General features: G+C 52.0%; 12 protein-coding genes. 8 read left to right on the top strand and 4 right to left on the bottom strand.

Features of this window, described 5'->3' with window-relative positions; translation table 11 throughout:
* Window positions 1-266 precede the first annotated feature (266 nt).
* The 3 genes from V2I46_13630 to V2I46_13620 form a co-directional block, all read right to left on the bottom strand.
* Complete coding sequence (locus V2I46_13630) at window positions 267-848, bottom strand: DUF998 domain-containing protein (protein MEE4178541.1); 582 nt, start codon at window positions 846-848, stop codon at window positions 267-269.
* A gap of 327 nt (window positions 849-1,175) precedes the next feature.
* Window positions 1,176-4,412: a S41 family peptidase gene (locus V2I46_13625; protein MEE4178540.1), complete on the bottom strand. Its 3,237-nt coding sequence runs from the start codon at window positions 4,410-4,412 to the stop codon at window positions 1,176-1,178.
* A gap of 241 nt (window positions 4,413-4,653) precedes the next feature.
* Window positions 4,654-6,276, bottom strand: coding sequence for a C69 family dipeptidase (locus V2I46_13620; protein ID MEE4178539.1), 1,623 nt, complete (start codon window positions 6,274-6,276; stop codon window positions 4,654-4,656).
* A 407-nt stretch (window positions 6,277-6,683) separates the two neighbouring features.
* Here V2I46_13620 and V2I46_13615 point away from each other — a divergent pair, with 407 nt between their 5' ends.
* Window positions 6,684-7,166, top strand: coding sequence for a hydrolase (locus V2I46_13615; protein ID MEE4178538.1), 483 nt, complete (start codon window positions 6,684-6,686; stop codon window positions 7,164-7,166).
* A 466-nt stretch (window positions 7,167-7,632) separates the two neighbouring features.
* Window positions 7,633-9,801, top strand: a complete 2,169-nt coding sequence (locus V2I46_13610; protein MEE4178537.1) for a hypothetical protein — start codon at window positions 7,633-7,635, stop codon at window positions 9,799-9,801.
* A gap of 175 nt (window positions 9,802-9,976) precedes the next feature.
* Here V2I46_13610 and V2I46_13605 read toward each other — a convergent pair whose 3' ends face one another.
* Window positions 9,977-10,870, bottom strand: coding sequence for a YitT family protein (locus V2I46_13605; protein MEE4178536.1), 894 nt, complete (start codon window positions 10,868-10,870; stop codon window positions 9,977-9,979).
* A 78-nt stretch (window positions 10,871-10,948) separates the two neighbouring features.
* On the opposite strand from V2I46_13605, the gene purH reads away from it, so the two are divergent.
* The 6 genes from purH to V2I46_13575 all read left to right on the top strand — a co-directional run.
* On the top strand, window positions 10,949-12,472 hold the full coding sequence (gene purH, locus V2I46_13600) for a bifunctional phosphoribosylaminoimidazolecarboxamide formyltransferase/IMP cyclohydrolase (GenBank protein ID MEE4178535.1): 1,524 nt from the start codon (window positions 10,949-10,951) through the stop codon (window positions 12,470-12,472).
* A gap of 27 nt (window positions 12,473-12,499) precedes the next feature.
* Complete coding sequence (locus tag V2I46_13595; GenBank protein ID MEE4178534.1) at window positions 12,500-13,522, top strand: rod shape-determining protein; 1,023 nt, start codon at window positions 12,500-12,502, stop codon at window positions 13,520-13,522.
* Between the two features lie 71 nt (window positions 13,523-13,593).
* The gene (gene mreC, locus V2I46_13590; protein ID MEE4178533.1) at window positions 13,594-14,430 is read left to right on the top strand and encodes a rod shape-determining protein MreC; all 837 of its coding nucleotides are present in this window, start codon (window positions 13,594-13,596) and stop codon (window positions 14,428-14,430) included.
* Window positions 14,431-14,442: 12 nt separating this feature from the next.
* Window positions 14,443-14,964, top strand: coding sequence for a rod shape-determining protein MreD (locus tag V2I46_13585; protein ID MEE4178532.1), 522 nt, complete (start codon window positions 14,443-14,445; stop codon window positions 14,962-14,964).
* Between the two features lie 114 nt (window positions 14,965-15,078).
* Window positions 15,079-16,248 (top strand): TlpA disulfide reductase family protein, encoded by a 1,170-nt coding sequence (locus V2I46_13580; protein ID MEE4178531.1) that lies wholly within the window; start codon window positions 15,079-15,081, stop codon window positions 16,246-16,248.
* Between the two features lie 43 nt (window positions 16,249-16,291).
* Window positions 16,292-18,726 (top strand): M1 family metallopeptidase (locus tag V2I46_13575; protein MEE4178530.1); only part of this gene is annotated, 2,435 nt, incomplete at its 3' end.

Genomic DNA, 18,726 nt, shown 5'->3' with positions numbered 1-18,726 from the left:
TAGAATACATGCCTGTCACGCATGGGGTCGCGAGTTCGAGTCTCGTCCGGACCGCTTAAAGGTTGATCTTAATAGGTCAGCCTTTTTTTGTTGTGATAATGAGATAATGTGAAGATTTGCAGATTAGCAGATGTGCAGATTAGCAGATGTGAGGATTAGAAGATTAGAAGATTACCTAACACCTTAAACCTGACACCCGACACCCATTAAATTAGTTTAGGAGTTTAGAAGTTGAGGAGTTGAGAAGTTGGATTAACTCCAAACTCCTAACCTTTGTTAAACAACCACCCCAGGTAAACGAACCACAACGTCCATCCGGTATGGGCGAAGCGTTGTTTGAGGCCGGGGTATGCGTCGAGGGTGGGTGTGAATACCAGGTATCCCAGGGCGGTGATGAGCAGGATGGCGCTGGTGATGATCAGGAAGCGGGTGCCGAATTTTCTTCCCCAGAGGATGAGGGCCAGCAGGGGCGAGGCTGTGAGCAGCATCGCCGGTGAGCCCAGGATGCCATGCAGGGGCAGGGGGAGTGGGAAGAGGGCCGCACCCAGGATCGGAAAGCTGAAGGCTGGCAGCAAGATCAGCACAGGGAAGGAGCTGATGCCCATCGCCCTGGCCCTGCGGTGCAATGCCAGGATGAAGGCCACGCTGAGCAGCGCACAGATCGTTAGCCCCAAAGTAAAGAGATATTGGGTGGATGTGCCGATACGGCCCAGTTCACTCACCAGGCTGGTGAGGTGATGGTAATCCTCCCGCATCCAGCCACCAATGAACAGCGTCAGCCAGAAGATGAGTGGGATGATGAAGCCCAGGCGGAGCAAGGGGTTGGGGGTTAGGGGTTTGGGGTTCAAGGTTTAAGGTTCAAAGTTTAAGGTTTAAGGTTTAAGGTTTAAGGTTTAAGGTTTGAGGTTTGAGGTTTGAGGTTTGAGGTTCAAGCCTGCCTGCCGGCAGGCAGGGTTCAAGGTCATTAGTCATTGGTGATTGGTTATTCAACTTCTCAACTAATCAACTAATCAACTATTCAACTCCTTTCAGTTAAAGAACTGAATATCAATGTTTTATTTGTGCTTGTTGTCTTAAAATTTGTGCCCATTTGTGGATTGTTTTTTCCCACAAATGAGCACAAATGAAAAAACACAAATTTTCACAAATAATGAATTATCACGTCAGCACATTCCCTATTCATCCAGCTGCCTTAGCAGTTCATTCACCGCGGCTTCGAGTTGCTGGTCCTTTCCGAAGAGGACTTGTTCGAAGGGGGTGGGCACCTTGATGTCGGGTTCGAGCTGGAGGTTTTCTAAGGGTCGGTCTTCGGCGATGCCATAGAAGGCGATCATGGGGATGCCGAACACGATGGTGGGGTCTATCTGTGTCTCCCACCACACGGCGGTGCTGGTGCCGGGCACGGGCATGCCGATGAGTTTACCGATTCCCTTGGCGCGGTAGGCGTAGGGGAAGGCGTGGGCGTCGCTGTAGTTGCTCTCGCTCATGAGCACCACGCTGGGCCTCGACCACTTGTCGCGGGGCTCGCCGCCACGTGCGATGAAGCCATAGGGGCGGAAGGTGGCATAGGGCTTGCCATCGAGGAAGTTGCTGAGGTCCTCGTGGAGCCAGCCCCCGCCGTTGAAGCGGGTGTCGACGATGAGGGCTTCCTTGTCGGCATTGCGGCCCAGCACCTCTTCATAGACGGTGCGGAAGCTGCCGTCGTTCATGCCCTGCACGTGCACATAGCCGATGCGGCCATCGCTGAGCTCTTCGGTCATGTCGCGCATGGTCTTCACCCAGCGTTGGTAGAGCAGGCGGTTCTCCTGCCCGCCGTTGATGGGCTTCACCACCTCGTCCCAGCGCTCGCGTGCGGCGGGGTCGTAGAGGCTCAGCAGCACGTTCTGGTCGGCCTTGCGGTTGAGCAGCTGGTTCCAGTCGAAGTCGGTGGTGATCTCCACCCCGTCGATCTTCTCGATGATGTGACCAGCGCGGACTTTGCTCTCGGCCTTGTCGAGCGGACCACCGGTGATGACCTCGGTGATGAGCAGTCCGTTGCCCGGGCGAGCTTCATCGTAGAACAGGCCCAGGGCAGCGGTGTTGTCGCCGTTCTCGGGGCGGTGGGAATAGCGCCCGCCGGTGTGTGAGCCGTTGAGTTCGCCCAGCAGCTCGCTGAGCAGCTCCTGGAAGTCGTAGTTGTTGTTGATATGGGGCAGGAAGCGTGCGTATTCGCTGCGGAAGAAGTCCCAGTCGATGCCGTGCAGGTCGGGGTCGTAGAATTTCTTCTGCACCTGGCGCCAGGCGTGGTGGAAGATGTATTCGCGCTCGGCAGTGGCATCGAGCACCATCTCGGCATTGATGGCCACAGGGGTGGCTTTACCGCTGTCGGCGTCGATCTTCTGGATGCGCCCATTGGCCATGACGATAAGTGTCTTGCCGTCCTTGCTGATCTCGAGGCTGCCGCCACGGCCGCCCAGTTTTGCCAGCGACTTTAGCTCGCGGGTGCGGGTGTCGACCACCCATAGCTCGGCTTCGCCTTCGAAGGTGGCGATGAAGAACACCTTCTCGCCATTGGGTGCCACGCGGTAGCCCGAGAGGTTCACCGAGCCGGGGGTGAGGCGCACACGGCGGTTCTCGATGCCATCGAGGGTGGGTTCCCAGGGCTTCACTTCCTCTTTCTCTTCCTCGCCATCGCCGTTTTCCTTTTCTTTCTTTTTCTCCTTGTCTTCCTGTTCCTTCACCAGGGCAAACTCTTCCTTGCTCAGGGTGAAACGGTCGAAGGCTGCCTGGTCGAAGAACATGGCGTAGATGTCCATCTCGCGAGCGCCCTGCATGGCCAGGGGCATTTTGCCTTCCTTGTCGTTGACCCAGAACAGGGCATTGCCATCCATGGCAAACATCGCCCCGCCGTCCATGAAGCCGCTGTGGGTCAGGTTAAAGCCATTGCCGGGGCTCTCCACGTTGAAAAGCACCAGGTTGCTGGCGCCATAGAGGCCCTGGGCATCGCGTGCCACGATCCATTTGCTGTCGGGGCTCCACAGGAAGTCCTGGTCGCCGTCGCGGTACGAGAAGTTCTGCCCTGCAGGGATGATGGTCTTGCTGGTTTTCTTCTCCAGGTCGAACACCTTCAGGATGTTGCGTTCCTCGAGGTAGGCGATGGACTTGCCGTCGGGCGACACGATGGGCTGGAACTCTTCCTGGTCGGTGGCAATCACAGGTTCTTCATTGATCAGCGTCGAGGCAAAGAAATAAGGCTCGGCATCGCGCACGATGCTGGCTTTGTAGATGTCCCAGCTCTCGCCGCGTTCTGTGGAGAAGTACAGGGTGCGTCCGTCGGGGTCCCAGCTCAGCATACGTTCCTGTCCGGGGGTGTTGGTGATGCGTTTGGTGCGGGCATCGTCCACGCCAGTGACGAACACCTCACCGCGGAAAATGAAGGCGATCTCCTTTCCATTGGGCGAAAGGGTGATCTCGGTGGCGCCCCGGTTTACGGAGAGGATCTCCTGCTCGCCGCCGCTGAAGTCGCCCAGGATGGTGATGTCCACTTTCGTGGGACGTTGTCCTTCGGCCTGGGTGTAGATCTCACCGTTCCAGGTGTAGCACAGGGTGTTGCTGTCGCTGCGGCTGAGGTGGCGAACGGGGTGGTGCTCAAAGAAGCTGATCTGGGTCTCCGTAGGGTTGGGTCCCAGGGTCTTTTTGTAGATGTTCTGTGCGCCGTTCTTCTCGCTCAGGTAAAAGAAGGCGTCGTCGCCGGCGGCAAACAGGGGCTCGCGGTCTTCCCCTTCGTAGTCGCTCACCTGGGTATAGGTCTCCTCGTCGAGGTCGTAGATCCAGATGTCGCGTGTCACCGAGGAGGTGTGGTGCTTGCGCCACTCGTCCTCGTAGCCCTTGCGGTCCTGGAAGATGATCTGGTCGCCGCTGCTGTTGTAGCTGGCGTTCTGGAAGCCTGCCGTCGAGATCAGCAGGCTGCGTCCGCCTGTGGCAGGCACCTGGTAGAGCTTATTAAACAGGCGACCGCTGGGGAAACGCACGGAGGTGCTGAGGTCGTTGCGTCCCGAGCTGAAGATCACCTGCTGGCCGTCGTTGCTGAAGTCCCAGGGGAAGTCGGGCGCGGAATGGAAGGTCAGGCGTTTGGCGGTTCCTCCATTGGCAGGCATGATGAATACGTCGAAGTTGCCAAAACGGTCGCTGGCAAAGGCGATGAACTGGCCATCGGGGCTCCACACCGGCATGGTGTTGTGGGAATCATGCAGGGTGAGGGGTGTGGCCACTCCACCATCGGCGGGCACCTTGAAAAGGTCGCCCTTGTAACTGAAGACGATCTCCGTGCCATCGGGCGAGAGGGCCGGGTAACGCATCCACAGGGGATGATCCTGGCCGAGGCTCAGCAGGGTGACGAGCCAGAGGCTTACAAAAAGAAAAATTCTGTTCATGGTGTACAGTTTAATGAATGTTAGGTTATAACGTAAATCAGAATTTAATGAAAACGAGTTTTAGAAACCGTTTCCGAAAAGAACGTTTAAAGGTAAAAAACCTTTGAAAAAGAAGGGGGGAATTTTATCCACAAATGTTCACAAATAAGAACACAAATAAGAATCCTATTTGTGTTCATTGTCTAAAAATTTGTGTGCATTTGTGGATTGGCTTTTTTCCCACAATGAGCACATCAGCACATCAGAATCCTCTGCCAAACATATGCCACAGCTCGTTCCTGTGTTCTTCCCAGCGTTTCATGGTGAGGGTGGCGAAGTCGTTGGTGTAGGCGGTGATGTATTCGCGGGCTTCATCGACCTTGCCGGCCTTGATCATCTTTTCGGCGGTGCGTTCTACTTCAGGCAGTTCTTCCATGGCTTTTTGCTGGAAGTGGGCCACGGAGGGCTCGAGGATGGCGCGGCCACGGCTGTGGTTGACGTTGGCCAGGCGGTTGGCTTCGCGGAACGACCAGATGGCGGCATCCTGGCGGTAGCGGTGCTGTCCGCAGATCTTGAAGCTCTCGGGCAGGTGGAGGGTGCCTGAGAAGATGGGGATGCGGGGGCTCTGTCCGGGGTTGTCGAAGGAGAACCAGGCGATGGCTCCGATTTCGTCGGGCAGCCAGTCGCGGCACTGTATGACGTGTGAATAAGAGCAGCCAGCGATGGCGATGGTGCGCTGGCGCTCGATGGTTTCGGGCTTGAGCTCGTTGATGAGGGTACGCATGTCGTAGTTCATCCAGGGGTTGGCGATGGGGCTCTTCACCACTTCCTGGGTCTCGTTGCCCTCATCGTCGCGACGGGTGACGGTCACCAGCAGGTTCTGGGTCATATCATAGGGGGTGCCTTCGTAGGTCTCGCGGTAATAAGCCATCACATCCTCCACCGAGACTTTACGGTCGGGCTTCACCGAGAAGGGCAGCTCTTCGGCCTCGAAGGAGAGGTTGAGCGAAGGCGCCATGGTGCTCAGCACATAGAAGTCGCGGATGGCAAAGGGCTTGCGGCCGTTGATGACCTTCCAGAACTTAAAGGGCTCCTCGCCGTCCCAGAAGCCGGTGCGCTTGGCGACCTCCTTCAGGTCCTTGCTGTACATAAAATAGTCGGGGTCGTCGAAGTCGACGTCGGAGATGCGTGGGATGTTGGCCGAGATGCCCACGTGGTCGTCGGGGATGCGCTGGGCCACCCACATGGCGGAGGGTTTGCCGGGGCCGCTGCCGCAGATCTCCATCTGCCACACTTCCCTTGTGTCGGCCACGGTGATGCATTCGCCCCAGTCGCCATAGCCATATTCTTCAGCCAGGGTGCCCATGAGGCGGATGGCTTCGCGGGCGTTGTCGCAGCGCTGCAGGGCGATCTTCTCCAGCTCTTCGATGAGGAAGAGGCCCTCCTCGTTGCGCAGCTCACGCCGGCCATTGAAGGTGGTCTCGCCGATGGCCAGCTGCTTCTCGTTGAGGGCAGGGTAGGCCACGTTGAGGTAGGCAAAGGTCTCTTCCACCTGGGGGATCTCACCTTTGATGGTGACGTCTTTCATATCCCAGGCCGTCTCGGTGTGCAGGGTGCCCCAGCGGATGGGCAGCATCGTGCCGGGTTCGTACTGCTGGCTGGGCACGATCTCGAGCCAGGTGCGGTAGTTGCCATCGCAGCTGTGGGCCGTCATCACGCTGCCATCCACCGAAGCCTTGCGTCCCACCATGATGCTGGTGCAGCTCTCGGGATAGCCCGGCCCGTCCGGGTCGATTTCCGGATCAAAGATGCCAAAGAAGAATTTTGGGGTGAATAAAAGGAATAATGCAATGAAAAGGAATTTGGCAAAAAAATTGTTTTTCATAGAACAGTATTTGTATTGGTGAATGAATGGATGGGTAAAAATATAAGAAAATTAAGAATGAAAAACGAAGAATGAAAAATGGAGAAGGAATTACACGGATTGTTGCGGATTCCGCGGATTATTGCATGGGGCATGGAGCATAGGGCATAGGGCAAGGGGAAAATGAAGAATGAAAAATGAAAAATGGAGGGGGTCCTTCGCTTCGCTCAGGATGACAATCCCCTTTCCTTTTGACGGAGCGGCAAAGTCATCCTGCAAGGACCCTCCCTGATTTCAGATCAACCCAACTTGCGGCAGCCAGCCTTGAACTCCAAACCCCTAACTCCAAACCTTAAATATTCCAGGTATAGGATGCATCTCATTTCGAAATGATTTATATTTGTTTAATCATTTAATTTCTTTCAGCCATGACAACAGAACACCAGGAACCTGAATGCTGCCCGCCTTTTGACCCGGCACCCTGGATGGGCACGGTGCATGAGTGGCACGACAAGATATTCATCCGCGAAAAGGTCCGTACCTTTTTATATATGCCCCTGAACTTTGGCGGGGTGATGCGCAAGGCGATGTCAATGATTGAGATTGCCGGGGCAAAGAACCCTGATTACATGGTACTGTCGGAACACACCTCCCGATGGAATATGGATGTTTACCTGGCGGTGGACCGGGAAATCCCCAAGGCCGACAATTTCACCCTCAGCGGGCGTTACCTCAGCCAGGTGTATGAAGGACCTTTCAGGGACACCGGCAAGTGGATGGAAGACTTCAAAAAATTCGCCACCGAAAAGGAACTCAAAACCGGCAAAAGCTATATGTGGTACACCACCTGCCCCAAATGCGCTAAGAAGTACGGGAAGAATTATGTGGTGGTGATAGGAGAAGTCGTTTAAAAAGATTACACGGATTGTTACGGATTCCGCGGATTTATTGCAATTCCTCCACTGATGTTCACAGATAAAAAACACAGATTTTCACTGATAAGACATCAGTGAAATTAAAAATGAAAAATGAATAATGAAAAATTCTCTGGGGCAATGACGAGAAGCGGTGACACAATGACAACCACGACAACAATGTTAACAACAACAACTCAAAGAACCTCCCCCCAACCCTCCGTTGGCTAGCGGATGCGCCGGGATTCGGACAGGCGTTACTCTGACCGACACCTGAAACCTGAAACCTGAAACCTGAAACCAACCACCTTCAGAACCTCCCCCTAACCCCCTGACTTTTCCCTAATTTAGAACCATTCCAAATTTCCTCTATCCGGGAAATGGGACTGTTGTATCCTTCCAGGAAAGGCAATTATCCTTTATATTTGGAGGCAAGAAGGATGAATCATAAAAAACCGAAGATATGAAAGCTTTAAGAGGAGTGTACAGATTGTTGTTACAGCCATGGCGCCTGGCGCTGCTGCTGGGATTGGTCATTGTGGTGTTTGCCATGTGTGGGCGCGAACACGAGGAAGACCACGAGGCGGTGGGTGAATTGGCCGTCCTGGGGCTGGAAGCCGATGTGATCAATGCAGAGGACTGGCTTATGGGGAAAGGTCCTGACGGCTTCCTGGAAAGGGCTGGTGCGCCCTATAAAGGCAGCTATAACGAAGAGCCCAACATCCCGGCGCAGTGCTGGATAGAGACCGGCTATGGCACCCAGAATGCCTGTAAATACTGCCATACGGATTACCTGACCATGGCAAGGCACGGCAATGCATTTGACATTGGCGAGGACCAGATCCTGTACAGTTTCCCTACCGCTAACCTGAACCGCATCCTTTGGCGCAACATCATTTATCCGAATGAGATCGAAGAACGCCTGAATGCTGAAGGGGTAGCGCTCCCTGGCCATGATGATGTGGATTATGTGCGCAACGACAATTGGCGGGCTGCCTTTGCCATGGCGCGCGGAAACGGCAATACTGAATGGGTGAACCTGGAAGATCCCGACAGCGAATGGATCCTTTTCCCGGCACTGAACCCCGACCACCTGTTTCCCTTAAATCCCAGTGATCCCACGGGCAGTGGAACTCACGGCTATGTGGATATTGAAGGCTTTGTGCGCGATGAACGGGCTCAATACACAGGCTGGCGTGCCATCAATTTCTTCCCCTATACGATATTTACCCCATTGACAGGCAGCGTTTCGGGTATTTATATCCGGCTGCCCAAAGCGTTTATGACCAAAGACAGTGCCTTGGATCTGGAGGTTTACAAGCAGAACCTCGACCTTTTGGAGCGCAACATCAAGAATCTGCGTCCTGAGGAAAGCGTGTATTATGGGGATGCATCGGGGGTGGATGTGCAGAAAGGATTTTATCCCGTAGGCACAGAATTTGCGCATCCATTGCATTATGTAGACCTGCTGGCCGACGGGCAGATGGGGGCTGAGCTGGATGGTGCCATGGTGGCGGGCGGCATGGATTATGAATTCCCCGGCACCCGTTCGAAGCGGGTGAAGGAGATCCGTTATATGTACAAGTGGAAAGCGGTGGACCTGGACGACATCGCCATCGATGAGGAAGAGGAGGAAGAAGGGGAGCACTACGCTGAATTTGTGGGACGTGAAGGCCAGGGCTGGGTAGATAATGATGGCGGATGGATCATCAGCGCTTACATTGAAGACCGTTTTGGAAACCTGAGGCCACAGACCACCGAAGAGCTGGCACAGTGTGTGGGCTGCCACGCCAATGTAGGCAATACGGTGGATGCAGTCTGGTCGTTTCAGCGCAAGCTGCCCGGCGAGAAGGGATGGACCGAGATGGATTATGGCAAATACAATTCTGCCACACCCCAGTACACCTGGCTGAACGACTACCTGCACCAGGAGAGCCAGATGGGCGAGCTGGGTTATTTCTATTATACCGTGGTAGGAGCCAACCTTTACGGAGTAATGCCGGAAGAGATTCGCCAGGAGCTTTCATCCTATGCAACAGAGCTCTCAGAAGAAGATATGCTGGAGCTAAACTTCCCCGCCCTGGAATGTTTGGATGATGAAGTCCTGAAGTTCATGTCGCTGGAAGAACGCAGGGCACGACTGCTCGAGCGGCAGCGTATCATGCGGCAGTATGCCAGGGATGCTGCTTACCTGTATTACGATGAGGAACAGGATGAATGGTTCATCAAGGGGAGCGTATTTTATCCCACCGAAAACACCATGAAGAATAATATTGCCCTGTATCGGCGCATTGTACTTGATCAGAGTTATAACCTGGGCAAGGATGTGTTTGGCACCGAAAGCGGGCACGTACCTTTCACCTTCCGCTCGGATGGGAATGTGGAAGCAGAGGATGGCACCCTGATCCCGGTGGGAGAGGTGATTGCCAGCCGGCCCTGGGATGAGGATGGTGTAGGCACCACGCCCACGGGCATTGTGGCCGTCAACGAGGCTGGTGAGCCTGTAGATGAAGACGGCAATCCCGTTGGGAAGGAATATTACAAGGCAGCAGGCCACGTCACCCGCGGAGGTACCTTCGATATGATGTACAATCCCATGCTGAATGATATTCCGTTTAGGAAGGAGAAGTGAGAAGTGAGAAGTGAGAGGTGAGAGGTGAGAAGTGAGAGGTGAGAAGTGAGAGATGAGAGAAGAGATGAGAAGTGAGAGATGAGTGGTGAGCTAACAGCCAACAGCTAAGAGCTTGGGGCACTCGAAACCTTAAACCCTGCCTGCGGCAGGCTGGCTTGAACCCCAAACCTCGAACCTATTGCGTTACCTTCTCGTTCAGCGAGCGGAAGCCTTTCCCGAGGATTTCGGAGGCATTGATCACCGTTACAAAGGCATTGGGGTCAATGCTGTTGATATAATCCTGCAGGATGATTACCTCGCGGCGGTTCACATTGACAAAGATGACCTTTTTCTCATCCTCCTTAAACATGCCCTTGCCTTCGAGGTAAGTGCCCCCACGGTTGAGGTCGATCAGGATCTTATCGGCAATCTCCTTGTATTTTTCGCTGATGATAAACAGGGTCTTTTCATAAGAAACCCCTTCAATGACCCCATCGATGACCTTGCCTGTGATGTAGATGACGATCCATGAATAGAGGGGGATGGTCCAGTCGCCAAAGGCCACCAATCCAATGAGTACAATGACAGAATCCACCATGATAAGGGTTTGTCCGACAGGCATCCTGGTGTACTTGGTCACGATCATGGCGATGATATCGGAGCCTCCGGAGGTGGCCCTTGATTTAAAGATCAGCCCCAGGCCAAAGCCTATCATGACGCCCCCAAAGATGCTTGAGAGGAGCATCTCGTTGGGGACAAGGGGTTCTTCACCCCATAGCAGGGTGAGGCCGTCAATAAACAAGGAGGTAAGCACAAAGCCAATCACGGTCTTTATTCCGAAGCGAGGCCCGAGGACGCGTATGCCAATAATGGTCAGGGGGATGTTGAGTGCCAGACCGGTGAGACCCACCGGAATGCCGATCAGGTGGTGCAGGACAATCCCGATGCCATAGACCCCACCGGGAACGATCTTGTTGGGCGAAATGAAAAGCACATATCCCGAGGCCATGATCAGGGCGCCCAGGGTGATGAGGGAGTAGGAAATGAACCACTTGCGAGAGAACAATTTTTCTTTGGAAACAAAAGCCATTTGCCAAAAATTTAAGTTAACTTCGTGCCAATTTTTCGGCCGCAAAGGTAAGGAGAAAACCCATCCCTTCTCAATACGATGACAGAAATTAAACAGGTCCGGCGCGCGCTGGTGTCGGTGTATTACAAAGAGCCCTCACGCAGGCTTATTGAAGCGTTAAATCAACTGGGTGTTGAACTGGTTTCCACAGGTGGAACCCTCGAGTATATTCACTCATTGGGCATCCCAGCCAAACCGGTGGAGAGCCTGACCCAGTACCCCTCTATCCTGGGGGGGCGGGTGAAGACTTTGCACCCTGCCGTGTTCGGTGGTATCCTGGCACGTCCACATCTGGATAAGGATCGTCAGCAGATGCAGGAATACCAGATTGAAGCCTTCGATATGGTGGTAGTGGATCTGTATCCTTTTGAAGAAACGCTTGCTTCCGGTGCCTCGCATCAGGAGGCCATAGAGAAAATTGACATTGGGGGTATCTCGCTGATACGGGCAGCCGCTAAAAATTACCAGGATGTGATGGTGGTGCCTTCTGTTAAGTATTTTGATGAGGTAGTCGACCTGCTGCATGCAAGCCAGGGGAAAACCAGCCTGGAGGACCGCAGACGAATGGCTGCAGCCGCTTTTGAGGTTTCTTCGCATTACGATACGGCCATCTTTTCTTTCATGAACCAGGATGATTTTCATCCGTTCAAGAAAAGTATACAGGATTCAGTGGTATTGCGCTATGGGGAGAACCCGCATCAGCAAGGACGGTATTTCGGGAAGCTGGAAGACCTGTTCGAACAGCTGCACGGGAAAGCCCTGTCATACAACAACCTGCTGGATGTGGATGCTGCCCTTAACCTGATGGGGGAGTTCAGCAAGCCTGCCTTCGCCATCATCAAGCATACGAATCCATGCGGGATTGCCACCCGCGCCACATTGAAGGAAGCCTGGGAGGATGCCCTGGCGGGAGATCCCGTATCAGCATTCGGAGGTATTTTAATTGCCAATCGCAACATTACGCCTGAAATTGCGTATGCTATCAATGAGATGTTCTTTGAGGTGCTGATTGCCCCGGACTTTGAAGAAGGCAGCTTGCCGGTGCTGATGCAGAAGAAAAACCGCATCCTGCTGAAGCAGAAGCCCTATCATGCTGGTGGTGAGCAATTTCGTTCCTTGCTGGGCGGGGTGCTCTGGCAGACGCGCGACAGGGTGGAAGCCTATCAGGAGATGTGGCAAACGGTGACCCTTCGTCAGCCCGATGAAAGGGAAACGGAGGATATGCGCTTTGCAAACATCATTGTGAAGCATCTGAAATCGAATGCCATTGCGCTGGTGAAAGGCCAAAAGCTCATCGGTATCGGTTGCGGACAGACTTCAAGGGTGGATGCGCTGAAGCAGGCCATTGCAAAGGCTACAGAGTTTGCACACTCTCTGCAGGGGGCGGTGATGGCATCGGATGCCTTTTTCCCCTTTGCCGACAGCGTTGAGATCGCCCACAAGGCTGGAATCACTGCCGTAGTGCAGCCCGGTGGGTCAGTGAGGGATCAGGCGTCCATCGATTATTGCAACCAGTCTGGGGTGGCAATGATCTTTACTGGTATCAGGCACTTTAAACATTAATGAGTTAATACATAAAACCTTTATATAATGGGCTTATTCTCTTTTTTGACCAAGGAAATTGCCATTGACCTTGGCACCGCTAACACGGTTATTATTCATAATGATAAGGTGGTGGTGGAGGAACCTTCTATCGTTGCCATTGACCGTTTGAGCGGGAAGATCATTGCTGTGGGAAAGCAGGCCATGATGATGCATGGGAAAACGCATGAGAACATCAAGACCTTGCGCCCCCTGCGCGATGGTGTCATTGCTGATTTCCAGGCTGCAGAAGCCATGATCAGGGCCATGATCAAGATGATCGACACCAAAAAGCCTTTGTTCCCCCCTTCACTGAAAATGGTGATCTGTATTCCCTCTGGGATTACGGAAGTGGAAGAAAGGGCTGTTCGCGACTCTTGTGAACAGGCTGGTGCGAAGGAAGTCAGGCTGATTCATGAACCCATGGCAGCAGCCATTGGCATAGGCATCGATGTGCTGGAGCCCTCAGGTAACATCGTCATCGATGTAGGTGGTGGTACCACCGAAATTGCCGTTATTGCGCTGGGCGGCATCGTTTGCAATAAATCGATACGCATCGCAGGGGATGACTTCAATACCGACATCATGGAATATATGCGCAAGCAGCATAATATCCTGATTGGTGAGCGTACCGCTGAAAAGATCAAGATCGAGGTTGGGGCAGCCATTACCGACATTGAGAACCCGCCTCCAGATCTTGCGGTGCACGGACGGGACATGATGACTGGGATACCAAAGGAAATTACCGTTGGTTATCAGGAAGTGGCCCATTCGCTCGATAAGTCTATTTCAAAAATCGAGGCTGCAGTACTGAATGCATTGGAGATGACGCCTCCTGAATTGGCGGCCGATATTTTCCGTACGGGTATTTATATGGCGGGCGGGGGTTCGTTGTTGCGCGGGGTCGACAAGCGGATTGCCCTCAAGACCAAGCTGCCGGTACACGTGGCGGAAGATCCCCTCAGGGCTGTGGCCAGGGGTACAGGCATTGCGCTTAAAAACTTTGACAAATTCCCGTTCCTTATCAAGTAAGGGATACTGTATTGCTCAGGCAGGCCGGCCGGTTACCGGCCGGCTTGTTTTTGTTAAACCAGGGATGTATCATGCGGAACCTCTTTCAATTTATCGCACGGAATTATTTCTTCTTTTTGTTTCTCCTGCTGGAAACCCTGGCATTCACCTTGGTGTATCAACATCAGCATTATCAGCGTGCTTATTTTGCCAGTTCCGCCAATGCCGTCGCCGGACGTTTTTACAGCATGACTTCCGGGGTGATTGATTATCTCTCCTTGCGCAAAACCAATGCACAGCTTTCGGAAGAAAATGCCCGTTTGCTCAACGCTACAAGCGAGTCCTTCCTGAAGACCGACCGGCAGGTGTTTACCTTTCGCGATACCTTACACTCCAGGCAATTTCAGTATGTGAATGCTGAAGTAATCAACAACAGCATCAATCGTCGCGATAATTACATGACCCTGAACAAGGGCAGGCGTCATGGGATTGAACCGGATATGGGGGTCATCACTTTTAACGGGGTTGTGGGCATCGTGGCCAATGTTTCTGATCATTTTAGCTCGGTTATTTCGCTGCTCCATAAGGACATGCAGATTTCGGCCAGGTTAAAAAAGAACGATCATATCGGAACCCTGATCTGGGAGGGCCTGGATTATCGTAAGGTTGTTTTAACCTATATCCCCAGCCATGTTGCATTAAGTGTAGGTGATAGCATCGTTACCAGCGGCTATTCCGTAATCTTTCCAAGTGATTTATTTATTGGCACGATCAGTGACTTTGAGGTCCGGAGGGGCGATAACTTCTTTTCGGCTGAAGTAGAACTGGCCATTGATTTTAATAACCTCAAGTATGTCCAGGTGGTGAATAACCTGATGATGGAAGAGATTCAGCAACTGGAAAGTCAAACCCAAAGCACTGACAGGTAAACTAAAAAGGAAATGGGAACCGGAATCTTCAGGCACATTATTCAATTTATCATCCTGGTGGTGATCCAGGTGACGGTCCTTAACAACATTCGCTTTGGAGGTTATGTCAATCCCTATGTTTATGTATTGTTTGTGTTACTGCTCCCCATTGATATTCCCGGCTGGCTTTTGTTGGCCAGCGCTTTTGTGATGGGCCTTACCATTGATTTGTTTTCTGACACCCAAGGGATGCATGCTGCTGCTACAGTATTTCTGGCGTTTACGCGCCCGGGGGTGATTCGTATGATAACCGGGCGGTGGGATTTTGATCCCGGCACAATACCTTCCATCTCTTCTATGGGTGTCCGCTGGATTGTCCTTTATTCCATTGTATTGGTTTTTATTCATCATTCCCTGCTGTTTTTCCTTGAGATATTCAGGTTCAGTGAATTCTTTATTACCCTGGGCAGAATTGGCTTAAGCACTGCCATTACAACCATTATGGTTTATCTTGGTTTCCTTCTCCTTGATAATCCCGACAGAAGAAAGCGGTAGTTCATTTCTTTCAGTGGTTTATTAAGTTGTGTATCCCAGGTTAAAAAATCTTAAAAGCTTCCATCCACAGGCCAAATCCGTTAATTTTGCCCCGTGATGAAATCAGCCTTTTATATGCGCAAACGGGTTCTCCTCCCTATCCTTTCAATCCTTGCTTTTGCTTGTTCAAACGGAAGGTTTGGTAACAGTGAAGGCTTTGAAGTTGATGGAAGGTTTGAAAATGCAGAAAATAGCCAGTTGCTTTTCGAAGAACTAACCACCAATAACCTCATTCCGCTCGACACTATAGAAACCGATGATTCAGGACGCTTTCGCTATGAAGGCTCGGTTTCAAGTCCAGGGTTTTACATTCTGAGATTCGATCGCAATAATTTTATTACGCTTTTGCTGGAGGCTGGTGAGAAGGTTCAGGTTTCCGGTGATGCCCGGCGGCTGCCGCAAACCTATACGGTTGAAGGTTCGGAAGGGTCGGAATTGCTGGCCGAATTGAACCTCTCCCAGCGTAAGAGCTACGAAAAGGTGGACTCCCTTGCAGCCATATTCAGGGATATTCAGGGTGCTGATAACTTTGTAGAGCAGAAAAAAGAATTGGATCTGGCCTATACCCGCGTTTTTGAAGAACAACAGCAGTTCGTCATGGACTTCATCGATGCCCATCCGGGTTCTTTGGCTTCTGTTATTGCCCTTTACCAGTTTTTTGGGAACCAGGCCTTGCTGAGCGAAGCGGACCATTTTGATTATTTTGAAAAACTGTCCATCTCCCTGGCAGAGGAATACCCCGACAACAAGCACGTCCTCGACCTGAAGCGAAGGGTGAATGAATGGAAGCGAAACCAGATGCAGCGGCAGGAGGTAGAGGAGAACCTTGGCGTTGGTAATGAAGCTCCGGAAATCGTGCTCCCCGACCCTGATGGGAAAACCATTGCTCTTTCTTCCTTGCGGGGAAAGGTGGTCTTGATCGATTTTTGGGCTGCCTGGTGCAAGCCCTGCCGGCTGGCCAATCCTATGCTGAAAGAACTATATGACCGTTACCGGAAGCAGGGCTTTGAAATTTATGGAGTATCTCTCGACCGCGATCGTGAGCAGTGGATTCAGGGCATCAAGGATGATAAGATCAACTGGATCCAGGTAAGTGACCTTCGCTTCTGGAACTCACCGGTAGTAAGCCTTTATAACGTGGAGGCCATCCCATTCAGCATCCTGGTCGACAGGGAAGGAAATATCATGGCAAAGGGTCTTTCGGTGAAAGAATTGGAAGATTTTTTGGCAGAAACGTTTAAATAAGCAAATTGCAGCGTACTTTTGAACCACGTGATGCTGCTTGCCTATGAATTCCGGTTTTTTCCCCTTTTTATTTTTTCTCACTGTATGCCAGTCGGTGCTCGGCTTAGGTTCCAAGCCAACAGGTTATTTTCAACAGCAGGCTGACCATGAGATTCATGTGCGCCTTGATGATGAGAACCATTTTCTGCACGGCCACATTTCCACCCGCTATACGAATAACAGTCCGGATACACTAAACGAGATCTTGATCCATCTTTGGCCCAATGCCTATTCTTCGAAGCAGACTGCTTTTGCAAAGCAAATGCTGGACAACAGGAATACGCGGTTTCATTTTGCCGGGCAAGAGGAGATGGGATTCATCGATAGCCTGGATTTCAGGGTGGATGAAAACCCAGTCAAGTGGGAGCAGGATATCCAAAACCCCGATATTGGGAAATTGATCCTTTCAGCGCCTCTTTTACCTGGCCATTCCATTTACATCAGCACGCCCTTCCGGGTTAAGATTCCCTCTGCGCGTTTCTCACGCCTTGGGCATGAAGGGCAGGCCTATTACATCACGCAATGGTACCCCAAACCTGCAGTGTATGACCCAGATGGCTGGCACCCCATGCCTTACCTGAACTTTGGCGAATACTACAGTGAATTTGGAGATGTAGATGTCTACCTTACCCTGCCCGAGAATTATGTGGTTGCTTCAACGGGAAAAGTGCTGACACCCTCAGAAGAACAATGGCTGCAGGAAAAAGCAGATGCGATGCGGCAAATCAAGGGCGCAGAGGGTTTGCCTCAAAAGCTTGAATTTCCGCCTTCATCCAGGGACCTGAAAACCATTCACCTCCGCCAGGAGAATGTTCACGATTTTGCCTGGTTTGCCGATAAACGTTTTTACGTACTAAGGGAGAACATACAACTCCCGGGTTCGGAAAGCCCTGTTTTGGTAAGCGCATTTTTTTACAGCGATCCTGAAGCCTGGAACAAGGTGCCTTCCTATACCTCAGAAGTTTTATCTTATATGTCGCAGACGGTTTCTCCATATCCATGGACGGAAATGTCGGTAGTGGAAGGGGTAAACAGCGCCGGGGCAGGGATGGAATATCCGGCGGTGACCCTGATCGGGGAGGCTATGAATGATCTTAGCCTGGAGCGCGTTGTGATCCACGAGACCATTCATAACTGGTTTTATGGCAGCCTGGCCACCAACGAACGAAGGGAGCCCTGGCTTGATGAGGGGCTGACCACCTATTACGAGAGCCGGTACATGGCAATGAAATATCCGGATCAGAAATTCTTCGGCAAATTTGCCGGCACTGCCATGGCTGATTTTCTTGGTGTGCAGGATATCAGCCATTTGGATTACATGCAACTTGGGTACCTTTTTAGGGCAAGGGTTCATCAGGACCAGCCCGTAAATCTGCACACGGAAGGGTTCTCTGTCCTGAACTATTTTATCATGACATACTACAAGGCCGCGCTGTCCTTTATGTACCTCGAGGATTATTTGGGAACGGATGTTTTTGATGCTGCCATGGTCGATTTTGCCCATGAATGGGAAATGAAGCATCCCAATGCAGGGCACCTCAGGGAATCCTTCGAAAGAACCAGCGGGAAAGACCTTTCCTGGTTTTTTAATGATCTGATCGGTACGGATCTTAAGATTGATTATGCCTTACATAAGGTTGAGCTTGCTGACGATCATTTTTATCGCGTGGAAATTAAGAATACGGGTGATTTGTCGGTTCCCTTTTCCCTCTCGGGCATAAGGGATGGGGTTGTCGCCTTTACCCAGTGGCAGGAACCTTTTGAAGAAAGGGATGCTTTCCTTTTCCCCAGGGGTAAGTATGATTTGTTGCAGATCAATCCCTCTGGCGTTATGCCTGAAATAAACCGGCGCAACAACAACTACTGGTTCGGGAAAAAGCTTCCGCGCAGAAATCCTTTGCAGATGCAATTGCTTGGCAGCATTGAAGACGCGGAACTTGATCGTATTTATTACTTACCTGTAATGGGTTATAACCGATACGACGGGATCATGGCTGGGATTGCCTTTTACAATTTCGTGTTCCCTTCCAGACCAACGGAGCTTTTTTTTATGCCTTTATACGGCACTGCCAACGATCGTTTGGCAGGAACTGCCTGGGCCTACCGAAGTTTCTTCCCCAGGGCTGGCAGGGTGCAAGCCTATCGTGCGGGTATTGAAGCCCAGCGCTATGGCTTTACTCCAGGGAAAGAGGGATCGAGCTATCATCGCCTCCAAGCCTCCATTACCGCAACCCTTGAAAAGCCCCATTCGGGTAATGTCCCCGATCGCAACCTCTTTATTAAAAGTACCCTGATCAACAGGCAATTTACCGTTTACGCTCATGGGGAACCTCAGGCTGAAGCAAAAACTTATTTGTTGCATGAAGCAGGCTTTACCTGGGAACAAAACAGGGTTCTGAACCCCTATTCCTTTGGGTTGAACCTGGAGCAGGGGGAGGG

Origin of the sequence: Bacteroides sp. (assembly GCA_036351255.1) — a bacterium.
Lineage (GTDB): Bacteria > Bacteroidota > Bacteroidia > Bacteroidales > UBA7960 > UBA7960.
The sequence above is the reverse complement of the archived record's forward strand: the minus strand, read 5'-3'. Positions and strand labels throughout refer to the sequence as shown.

What these genes read in the sequence shown, in the direction of transcription:
- V2I46_13580 (MEE4178531.1), top strand. Translation starts at nt 15,079, where the DNA reads ATGCGCAAACGGGTTCTCCTCCCTATCCTTTCAATCCTTGCTTTTGCT.
- V2I46_13595 (MEE4178534.1), top strand. Translation starts at nt 12,500, where the DNA reads ATGGGCTTATTCTCTTTTTTGACCAAGGAAATTGCCATTGACCTTGGC.
- V2I46_13620 (MEE4178539.1), bottom strand. Translation starts at nt 6,276, where the DNA reads ATGAAAAACAATTTTTTTGCCAAATTCCTTTTCATTGCATTATTCCTT.
- V2I46_13605 (MEE4178536.1), bottom strand. Translation starts at nt 10,870, where the DNA reads ATGGCTTTTGTTTCCAAAGAAAAATTGTTCTCTCGCAAGTGGTTCATT.
- purH (MEE4178535.1), top strand. Translation starts at nt 10,949, where the DNA reads ATGACAGAAATTAAACAGGTCCGGCGCGCGCTGGTGTCGGTGTATTAC.
- V2I46_13625 (MEE4178540.1), bottom strand. Translation starts at nt 4,412, where the DNA reads ATGAACAGAATTTTTCTTTTTGTAAGCCTCTGGCTCGTCACCCTGCTG.
- V2I46_13585 (MEE4178532.1), top strand. Translation starts at nt 14,443, where the DNA reads ATGGGAACCGGAATCTTCAGGCACATTATTCAATTTATCATCCTGGTG.
- mreC (MEE4178533.1), top strand. Translation starts at nt 13,594, where the DNA reads ATGCGGAACCTCTTTCAATTTATCGCACGGAATTATTTCTTCTTTTTG.
- V2I46_13615 (MEE4178538.1), top strand. Translation starts at nt 6,684, where the DNA reads ATGACAACAGAACACCAGGAACCTGAATGCTGCCCGCCTTTTGACCCG.
- V2I46_13610 (MEE4178537.1), top strand. Translation starts at nt 7,633, where the DNA reads ATGAAAGCTTTAAGAGGAGTGTACAGATTGTTGTTACAGCCATGGCGC.